12 protein-coding genes and 1 pseudogene are annotated in these 9,285 nt (G+C 43.8%); 10 read left to right on the top strand and 3 right to left on the bottom strand.

Going from position 1 to position 9,285, the window contains the following annotated elements; translation table 11 throughout:
• The 5 genes from M6D81_RS29740 to M6D81_RS29725 form a co-directional block, all read left to right on the top strand.
• Nucleotides 1-1,493: recombinase family protein (locus tag M6D81_RS29740; RefSeq protein ID WP_262681080.1), on the top strand; the 1,493-nt coding region annotated here is incomplete at its 5' end.
• 490 nt (nucleotides 1,494-1,983) lie between these two features.
• Nucleotides 1,984-2,241: a hypothetical protein gene (locus tag M6D81_RS29735; RefSeq protein ID WP_262681078.1), complete on the top strand. Its 258-nt coding sequence runs from the start codon at nucleotides 1,984-1,986 to the stop codon at nucleotides 2,239-2,241.
• Nucleotides 2,242-2,281: 40 nt separating this feature from the next.
• Complete coding sequence (locus M6D81_RS29730) at nucleotides 2,282-2,695, top strand: GNAT family N-acetyltransferase (RefSeq protein ID WP_317259178.1); 414 nt, start codon at nucleotides 2,282-2,284, stop codon at nucleotides 2,693-2,695.
• Nucleotides 2,616-2,822 (top strand): GNAT family N-acetyltransferase, encoded by a 207-nt coding sequence (locus M6D81_RS31745; RefSeq protein WP_317259177.1) that lies wholly within the window; start codon nucleotides 2,616-2,618, stop codon nucleotides 2,820-2,822. The genes M6D81_RS29730 and M6D81_RS31745 overlap by 80 nt, the downstream gene beginning before the upstream one ends.
• Nucleotides 2,819-3,274: a GNAT family N-acetyltransferase gene (locus M6D81_RS29725; protein WP_262681076.1), complete on the top strand. Its 456-nt coding sequence runs from the start codon at nucleotides 2,819-2,821 to the stop codon at nucleotides 3,272-3,274. The genes M6D81_RS31745 and M6D81_RS29725 overlap by 4 nt, the downstream gene beginning before the upstream one ends.
• A gap of 212 nt (nucleotides 3,275-3,486) precedes the next feature.
• Here M6D81_RS29725 and M6D81_RS29720 read toward each other — a convergent pair whose 3' ends face one another.
• Nucleotides 3,487-4,119: a DUF3169 family protein gene (locus M6D81_RS29720; protein ID WP_262681075.1), complete on the bottom strand. Its 633-nt coding sequence runs from the start codon at nucleotides 4,117-4,119 to the stop codon at nucleotides 3,487-3,489.
• Between the two features lie 175 nt (nucleotides 4,120-4,294).
• Here M6D81_RS29720 and istA point away from each other — a divergent pair, with 175 nt between their 5' ends.
• Together istA and istB are read left to right on the top strand one after the other, a co-directional pair.
• Entirely contained in the window at nucleotides 4,295-5,842 is a 1,548-nt protein-coding gene (gene istA / locus M6D81_RS29715) for an IS21 family transposase (protein ID WP_262681074.1), read from the top strand.
• A gap of 2 nt (nucleotides 5,843-5,844) precedes the next feature.
• Nucleotides 5,845-6,593: pseudogene (gene istB, locus M6D81_RS29710) on the top strand (IS21-like element helper ATPase IstB).
• Nucleotides 6,594-6,808: 215 nt separating this feature from the next.
• On the opposite strand, the gene M6D81_RS31945 reads toward istB, so the two are convergent.
• A complete protein-coding gene (locus tag M6D81_RS31945) occupies nucleotides 6,809-6,910 on the bottom strand; it encodes a helix-turn-helix transcriptional regulator (RefSeq protein WP_410795806.1) in 102 nt (33 codons plus the stop codon).
• Nucleotides 6,910-6,987, bottom strand: a complete 78-nt coding sequence (locus M6D81_RS31940; RefSeq protein ID WP_262681082.1) for a helix-turn-helix domain-containing protein — start codon at nucleotides 6,985-6,987, stop codon at nucleotides 6,910-6,912. The genes M6D81_RS31945 and M6D81_RS31940 overlap by 1 nt, the downstream gene beginning before the upstream one ends.
• 321 nt (nucleotides 6,988-7,308) lie before the next feature.
• Here M6D81_RS31940 and M6D81_RS29695 point away from each other — a divergent pair, with 321 nt between their 5' ends.
• Genes M6D81_RS29695 through M6D81_RS29685 form a run of 3 tightly spaced genes read left to right on the top strand, consistent with a single transcriptional unit; the run spans nucleotide 7,309 to nucleotide 9,280 of the window.
• The gene (locus M6D81_RS29695; protein ID WP_262681073.1) at nucleotides 7,309-7,962 is read left to right on the top strand and encodes a stalk domain-containing protein; all 654 of its coding nucleotides are present in this window, start codon (nucleotides 7,309-7,311) and stop codon (nucleotides 7,960-7,962) included.
• 1 nt (nucleotide 7,963) lies between these two features.
• Nucleotides 7,964-8,329, top strand: coding sequence for a hypothetical protein (locus tag M6D81_RS29690; protein WP_262681072.1), 366 nt, complete (start codon nucleotides 7,964-7,966; stop codon nucleotides 8,327-8,329).
• Nucleotides 8,330-9,280, top strand: a complete 951-nt coding sequence (locus M6D81_RS29685) for an FAD:protein FMN transferase (RefSeq protein ID WP_262681071.1) — start codon at nucleotides 8,330-8,332, stop codon at nucleotides 9,278-9,280.
• Nucleotides 9,281-9,285: the final 5 nt, after the last annotated feature.

The following is a 9,285-nucleotide window of genomic DNA, read 5'->3' as shown; positions in this document are numbered from 1 at the left end:
TTGTCATATACACTCGTTATTCTAGTAATTCACAAACCGTCCAATCCATCGAAGGACAATTAAAAATATGCCGAGAGTACGCTAAGCGGAACGAGATGACAATTATTAAGGAATATATTGAAGAGGCGATTACAGGTACGACGGATAACCGTCCTGTTTTTCAGAAGATGATTGAGGATAGCAATAAACAAGCCTTTACAGGAATACTAGTGTATCAACCTGATCGCTTTGCTCGTAATCGTTATGATTCAGCTATTTATAAGTCCAAGCTAAAGAAAAATGGTGTGCGGGTATATTCAGCCAAAGAAAATATATCAGATGATGCTAGTGGCATACTTGTTGAGGGGTTATTAGAGTCGATGGCAGAATACTATTCAGCCGAGTTGTCTCAGAAGATTAGGCGGGGTATGGAGATCAACGCTTCTAAGGGTAAGGCAACAGGTGGGAATGTTGCACTAGGCTACAAACTGGATGAAAATCGAAGGTTTATAGTGGATGAAGAAGCCGCATCTGTCGTTAGAATGGTCTTTGAAATGTATGCTAATGGCCACTCCATTGTACGAATATGCGAGTATTTGAATAACAAAGGGTTTAAGACTTCTAGAGGGGCAGAATTCAATAAGAATTCTTTGCGTCTGATGCTTCGCAACAAGCGATACATTGGCATTTACACCTACAAAGGTGAAGAAACAGATGTGAGCATTCCCCGTATTGTCTCAGATGAACTTTTTGAACAGGTGGCGGTAAAGCTTGAGAAGAATCAGAAAGCACCCGCTCGTGCCAAAGCCAAGGCAGAATATTTATTGACGACCAAGTTGTTTTGTGGACATTGCAGGGAAATGATGACAGGAGAAAGTGGTACTTCGAAAACAGGCAAGGTGCATCATTATTACAAATGTGTTTTGGCAAGAAAAAAGCAATGTTCTAAAAAACCAGTGAAGAAAGCTTACATAGAAGATTTGGTTATTGCACAGTGCCGTTTATTGACCGATGAAAATATTGATAAGATTACAAAAGAAGTCGTTGCGCTTTGTGAACGAGAGCAAGCATCATCAGAACTAAAGCGGTTGGGGAAATTATTGAAAGAAGTGGAACGTAAGAAAGCCAACATGATAAATGCCATTGCTGAATGCGATATGGCGGATGTTCGTAAGTCACTTTACGAACACTTGCACACTTTGGAGAGTGAACGGGAAAATATTGAAATTCAGATTGCTAAGGAGCAGATAAGCCAAGTCACGTTAACTGAACCGGAAATCAAGTTCTTCTTAACGCAGTTGCGAAAAGGCAATGTGAATGATGAAAAGTATCGTTCCACATTGATTAATGTATTTGTGAACGCTGTGTACCTTTATGACGATAAAGTCACGATAATCTTTAATTCCAGCGATCAGCCTGTCACTGTTGAACAGTCTTTAGTCGATGAAATTGAAGCCAGCAACAGGGAGTTCGAGAGTTCGTATTTAGGTAAGGATGCTCCACCAAACCTGTGAGAGAGTACCGCATGAGGTACTCTCTTTCTTAATGTCTAGGTATCCGCAAGGGTTCGTGGAGGTTGGAAACACTGATTGCAACTCCTCTCGTTGTGATGGAATGGATAGCTGAGGTTCAGCTTGCTGTTCGGATGATATTCGCAGGTTGGCCACATTCATGTAATCAACTCCTATTGTTTTATTAGCTTTGTTGAAGAATGACTATAGGCAACATCCCTTTCGTAATTGGCGCATCTCACCGCCAATGCTTTCGCTGTCATGACAAAGAAGCCCGACTTAGCAGTCGAACTTCGCAGAACCCCCGCGCGGGCTCGTTAAGTTGTTTTACGAAACGTCCATTGCGTATAAGCAAGGGGTGGAAGTATAATAGGGTCAAACCACTAAAAGGTGAAAACTGGAAATTGCGAATGGGAATGGCAGAGGCGTAGCGACTGTAACGATCCTTTAAGCACATCTGATTGTAAAGATATGCGAAGGTATGGTGAGCACAGTGAATGAAGATTTCGCATGGGTGATTTTCGTAACAGAGAATACTGGACACTTCCCTAATTTCTATCCAATTGGATTGTACACCGCACGAGAAAGAGCGATCGAAGAATTGAATGCTCTACCGAAAGATATGAATTATCAACTTCTTCGTTTACCAATAAATCGCATGTTTCCGTATTATCATAAGAAAAACGGTAAATTGGTTGGCATGGATGCTATTTATCACGAGCATTTTCATTTCAAGGAAGATGTAGAGTAAATAGTTTTAAATGTGGTGTCAGATAGGAGCGTATGCCATCATGCAGATTGAAACAAATCGTTTGATTATTAGGGAGTTCCAAATGGAAGATACGGCCTCTGTTCATCTTTACGCATCGAATCCTGAGGTTGCGAGATACATGATCTGGGGGCCGAATACGGAGGAAGAAACGGCAGAATACATCAAACGTACTATTGAAATGCAAAAGCAAGAGCCCAGATATGACTATGAGTTTGCTGTCGTACTTAAGCGAGATGGAAGGCTAATCGGAGGCTGTGGCATTCATGTTTCCGAGCCGTTGCAAGGGGAGATAGGCTTATTGCTTCAACCCACTTTATTGGGGGCAAGGGTATGCATCGGAGGCAGCGGAGACAATGCTGAGACACGGATTCTCGGAACTTGGCCTGCACAGAATCTTTGCAACATGCCGACCAGAAAACATCAGATCAGCTAAAGTCATGCAAAAAGTTGGAATGAAATATGAAGGACATCTGAGAGAGCATATGAGGCACAGAGGGAAATGGCACGATTCGTATCAATATTCGATTTTAGAAACTGAATATCCAGGCGGTGAAACATGATTATCAGAGAGGCAAGAGAAGAGGATATCGATGCGCTAATCATGATGCGTTGGGAATTTACACTAGAATATCAATCTGATGTAAGTGATCATTATGAGCTCTTTGCAACGGAGTGCCGTGTTTTTCTCGAACAAGCGTTACGCGGAGATCGTTGGCATATCTGGGTTGCGGAGATGGAAGGTGTTATAGCGTCTCATGTCTACATACAGTTGATCGATAAAGTGCCGCGGCCAGGACGCATTACTTATCCGTTCGCATATATGACCAATGTATACACTGATCCAGCTTATCGGTCGCAAGGTGTCGGCAGCCAACTGCTTAAGGCTATTCAGGGGTGGGCTGTTGAGAGCAAGTTTGAATTTATTATTGTATGGCCGAGCGAGGAGAGTAGGGAATTCTACGTGCGAAACGGATACAAGCTATGTAATGACCCTATGGACCTTCATCTATAGTCATTTCCTTTACGATACATTTTGGATATCAAGCTCTGTGTCTTAATTCGTAATCGCGGATATAATCAGAGTTCTAAGCCATTCATGACCGCGAAACGTACATTACAGCCTTGAATGCTTCAAATCCCCTCGCCTCTACCATGTAAATCCACAACCGCAAGAGGTTGTGGATTTTTGCTCTAGGAAGCAATCAGCCAATAATATTAGTCAACTTAATTTGGTATCCTTTGTCGTTCGTGATAACTAAATGAAAGTGTTTGAACCAACATGAATATACAACTTGTAAACACTAATAATCCACCTGTATTAAAGATGATATTCAACAGTATGGATAAGACGACGATTGCTAATGTTGCTGACTTTGTCGTTTGAAACGCGCGATAGCCTGCTTTATATGCTCTCAATTGTTCGGCTTCATCCAAGCTTTCAACAAACTCCTTGTTAAATGTTAACTTTGTTGGATCACCTTTTAGGCGACGATCTACACTCTGAACAAATTTCATAGTGGTCACTTGAAGCACTGACGCCAATAATATTCCTAACATGAATAAAACTAAAACAGTAGACGACTGTTCACTTGTTTTATGATAAAGAGTCCCGAATAACATAAAGTTAAGAACAACAAATATACCCGAGAGCGTCATAGATAAATCCAAATATCTTGCTTTATTCTGAACAGAGGGATCAATTTCTTCTTCATTACTTTTAATTAATTCAATGTATGGTTTCTTTCCTCTTACAAATAAAATTCCAGCTGGAATCAACAACAAAATCATATTCGCAAAATAAAAGAAAACGGTGTTCCTATCAAATAGATTTTCTAAACGATCGCCAATAATAACCAAGCTTGATTGAATACTCCGGAGCAGATTGAGCCATCGTTCCGGTGAGTGAGAGCCACGTCTCCGGCGTATTTGAGCCACCCTTCCGGACGGGATGAGCCACCTGGAATGACCTCCTGTTAGAATGAATTTTATGCGTTATTGAAAGATAGCGTAAATCATTCGTGAGGAGGTCACTATGACCCAATATCGTGAAATCCTGCGGCTGCACAGCCAAGGGATCAGCCAACGTAACATCGCCCTCAGTTGCGCCTGCTCGCGCAACACCGTCTCCAAGATTATTCAACGAGCAGAAGAACTAGGAATTGCTTGGCCGTTAGAGAGGGAGCTCACCGACGGTGAGCTTCGCCAACGTCTCTTTGCCGAGTCAGCCCAAATCTCGAGCCGCAAGTATCCAGATTACGAGTACATCCACAAAGAGATGGCGAAAAGCGGCGTAACGCTTAGTTTGCTCTGGAACGAGTACTGTGAGCAATGCCGGTCGAGTCAGGAGATTCCGCTCATGTACTCGCAGTTCTGCCACCACTACCAGCAGTACACTTTGAAATCGAATGCCACGATGCGAATTCAGCGCAAACCTGGCGAACAGATCGAAGTGGACTGGGCGGGCCAAACGGCATCCATCATTGACCGTGACACCGGCGAGATCGTTACTTTGTATGTATTTGTAGGCGTGCTTTCCTACAGCCAGTACGCCTATGTGGAGGCCTTCCCCTCGCAAGATCAGGAAAGCTGGATTACCGCCCATATCCACATGTATCAAGCCTTCGGCGGCTCTACTCGAATCCTCATTCCAGATAACCTAAAGACTGGAGTAGTGAAAGCAACGCGGCATGAGCCTGTCATTAATAAGGTCTATCATGAGATGGCAGAGCATTACAACACGGCTGTCATTCCTGCACGTGTGCGTAAACCAAAGGACAAGCCGAATGTAGAAGGATCAGTAGGCGTGGTCTCCACCTGGGTACTCGCCGCACTGCGTCATCTGCAATGCTTCAGCGCTGCTGAACTAAACCGGGCGATCCGTGAGAAACTCGAAATCTTGAATGCCAAACCGTTTCAGAAAAAAGAAGGGAGCAGGCGCAGCGTGTTTATGGCAGAAGAAAAGCCCTATCTGCTGGCCTTGCCGGCTACCCCTTATGAGATGGCGGTTTGGAAGACCGCCACAGTCCAATTCAATTATCATATAAGCTTGGAGAAAATGCACTACTCTGTCCCCTACGAATACATTAAGCACCGCGTCGATGTCCGAATGACACGAGCTGCGGTTGAGGTGTTCTATCAAAATAGCCGGGTTTGCTCGCATCCACGACTTCACGGGAAGCCCGGACAGTACAGTACGGTGGAAGCTCATATGCCGGAGAATCACAAGCGGTTTATCCAGTGGAACGGGCAACGTTTTATCTCTTGGGCAGAGCAAGTCGGTCCTTACACAAGCAGCACTGTACAGGCCATTCTTAGCTCTCATAAGGTCGAACAGCAAGGCTACAGAAGCTGCATGGCCCTCCTGAAGCTTGCCGACAAACACGGCGTTAGTCGCTTGGAGGCCGCTTGCGCCAGAGCGCTGTCTTACACGCCAAGACCAAACTTCCAAAGCATTAAAACCATCCTGACGACCGGACAGGATCGGCTTCAAGATCCATCCATCACAGACGAGACATCACCATCTTCTTCTTCCGAAAGCCACGGCTTTGTCCGCGGCGCGGATTACTACGGGAGGGGCTGATCATGGTGAATGAACCGACTGTACGCAAACTGCATGAGATGCGCCTTTCCGCGATGGCAGAGTCCTACCAAGCTCAATTGCTGGACCCCGGCTTTCAGGAACTGTCGTTTGAAGAACGTTTCAGTATGCTGGTGGATCTGGAGTGGTCGAGACGAAAGAATAATCGGCTGGCCACGTTAATCCGCAAGGCAGACTTCCAACAAACGAATGCCTGTATAGAAGACGTAGAATATCACGCCGATCGCAAGCTGGATCGCACGCAGATTCTTCGCTTGGGGACGGGCTCCTACATTCATGACAAACTCAATATCATCATCATGGGGGCATCGGGTGCAGGGAAAACATATCTGGCCTGTGCTTTTGGAATCGCCGCTTGCCGCAACTTCCTACCCGTGAAATATATCCGCCTGCCGGAGCTATTAAATGAGCTGGCGGTTGCGCGAGGCGAAGGGATCTTCGGGCGCGTCATGAAGAGCTACAAGAAAGTGCCGTTGCTCATCCTAGATGAGTGGAGTGGTTGCTTGTATCCCTTAAGGAGAGTGAGGCTCGTGACTTGCTAGAAATCGTGGAGGCGCGCCATCAATCCGGCTCCACCATCTTCTGCTCCCAATTCGCTCCGGGCGGCTGGCATAGCAAAATCGGTGAAAGCACTCTTGCCGACGCCATTCTTGACCGCATTGTCCATTCCTCTTACACGATAACGATTGAAGGCACGGATTCCATGCGAAAACGCAAAGGACTAATCAATTAATCGCTCGGGAGCTACCTCCACACAGGTGGCTCCCCCCACCGGAGGGGTGGCTCATTTTCGCCGGAGGCCTGGCTCACTCATGACCGGAATGGCGGCTCTATATCAACGAAATATTCAGCTTGATTCTTTTTGAGTTAACAGTAATAGTGTTGAACCAATTATGATGCTAATCAAAAGTCTAATGCTCATCTTGGTCTTTGTTCCTATCTTCATGGTTAATCCTCCTTGTAGTTAAAAAGTTCCTCAACTGTAACGCCTAGAATCTTTGATAATTTCAGTACCAATACAATTGAGGGATTATATTCTCCTCTCTCAATTAAACAATAGTTTGTCTGGATATCCCCGTCATTTCCCCTAATTCAGTCTGATTAATTCCAAGTTCACCTCTTTGCATTTTCACTGTATTAAATAACGGCAGGCACTCCCCTCGATTTTGACTATAATAGATTGCGAAATGACAACGATCATTGTCAATCTTTTTTTAAATGGATTGCATGACCTGCAGCGAGCGGATTATGGATATGCAGAGGCCCCCCTCTCCCCCACCATCATTAAAACCATCCGCATAAGGATGGTTTTTTTGCGTGTGGAAAAGGAAACGGCAGGGGGAATCCCAATCCCCAACATGTTTATAGAGAACGAAGGTATAAAGGATGGTTTCTCATATTATTTTCAGAAAGAAGTTTTATACTGGCTATAAATAAGGGGGGATTACATGAAAAAAGATTTTAGATTACATGAATCTATATTTAAAAGAATAGTTATCCGTGGTGTACTGATCACTGCCGTTATGATGGTGTTAGGAGTTATCCTTAATTATAATCCATCACTTATATTTGCAGATCATGACAAAGATGAGCAAGCAGAGCATGAAGGCCGCCATGAGAAACTTGAGCATAAGGCTAAGAAAGGTGAAGAAGAAGATAAATATGATGAAAAACAAACTTCTTATCCATTATTGTCTCAAGAGGATTACACAAATCCAAACGACGTGGCAGTGACCCTTCAAGTGGATACTCACGATCCAGTGAAGTTGACTGGCTTTATACAAGATAACATCGTTTATCTGCCTGCTAAGACGGTTTTAGAGCAGTTTAACATCTCTTACGTTTGGTATGAAAACATTGATGCCTTTGAATTATTTATCCCTGTAAAAGAGGCTTCAGGTAAAGTACGGGATTGTATTCTCCGATCAGAACAGAATGTCATATTCGTGGATGGTAATAAATACAAAATAGGAGCAACTCCTCTGATGAAAGGAAAGCAATTATATGTGTCCGCAGAGACGTTGGCTTTATTAATGAATTATCAGATGACATCGGAGATGCAAGCGGGTGGCTGGCTGCTGACATGGGAAGGAGTAAATTGATATGAATCGCAACACTTCAAAGTGGGTTATAGGCATTTCAAGTGTGGCCTTGTTTACGGGTTTACTCTATGCGGAGGGTCAAATTAGCGGCAAGTATGAGACAGAGACAGAGACAGTTATAGAGACCAGTGACAGTTCATTTGGTTCCAATTACAATGTTCAGTCATATAAAAGCAAGGATTTGTTTACAGGTTTTTTAACCGATGTACAAGATCTATCCAGGCTGAAAAATATGAATTCAGAAGAACAAGGAGAAAGGGAATCATGGATTTCCGACTTGGATTGGGATCAGAAGGAATTAACAATTGCCCCAAGAGAAGATCGGTCTACGGAACAGCCAAGTCCGTTGCGAACACGGAGATCATAAATGATGGAAACTATATTTCGTGCAATGAGTACAGATGTAAAAGTAACGGTCATAGATGCTCTTCCTTCTAAGAATTGGGCGGATCAGGTGAAAAAACAGTTTATAGAAATGGAAAAAATAGCTTCCAGGTTTATAGCGGACAGTGAATTATCACGTTGGAATGCATCGCCTATTGGTGAACCTTACTTGCTGTCCGAGAAGTTCTACAATTTATTAGCGAATGCATGGCATTACGCCGTACAATCTGATTTTAAATTCAATCCGTTTGTTGGAACGGTTCTAAACAGAATAGGGTATGATCGTTCCTTTGAAAAGCTTGAGCGTGCAGAGCAAGAAGCAGATCGAACTTCTCCTATTGAGAAAACGCAGAGGGATGAAGCGGCCGATCTTCATACATTATCTTTTCTAAATGATCAACTAACCGTAATCAAGCATAAACAAGTGAATGTTGATCTTGGCGGCATCGGAAAAGGGTGGACGGTTGATCTTGTTTATCGATTGTTGAGAGATGAGCTCCAATCCCATACAGGGGTTATCGATGCAGGCGGGGATATGAGAGTATGGAGTAATGGGGAACCTTGGCAGGTGGGTATCCAACATCCAACGAATGAAGAGCATGAACTGATGCAGCTTTGGGTAAAACAAGGAGGAATCGCAACATCTAATATTATGCATCGCAGATGGATGCATTTCGAACATGTCTACCACCATATCATAGATGGGCAAACGTTACATGTAGCGGATTCGGATATTGTGCAAGCAACCGTATTGGCATCATCTACAGCATTAGCAGAAGTTGTGTCAAAGGTTATATGTATGCTGCAGGCTTCTGAAGTTAATGAATGGGTATCTTCGCACTTTGAGGGTGTTGGATATATTTTTATGACCAAAGGCGGGGAGATCAAGCTTAATCGTGAAGTGAAAAATTATGTAGAGGAGCTGAGATGGTAGTGGCG

The organism is Paenibacillus sp. J5C2022, assembly GCF_025567625.1.
GTDB lineage: Bacteria > Bacillota > Bacilli > Paenibacillales > Paenibacillaceae > Pristimantibacillus.
This window is presented reverse-complemented; position numbering and strand designations above follow the sequence as displayed.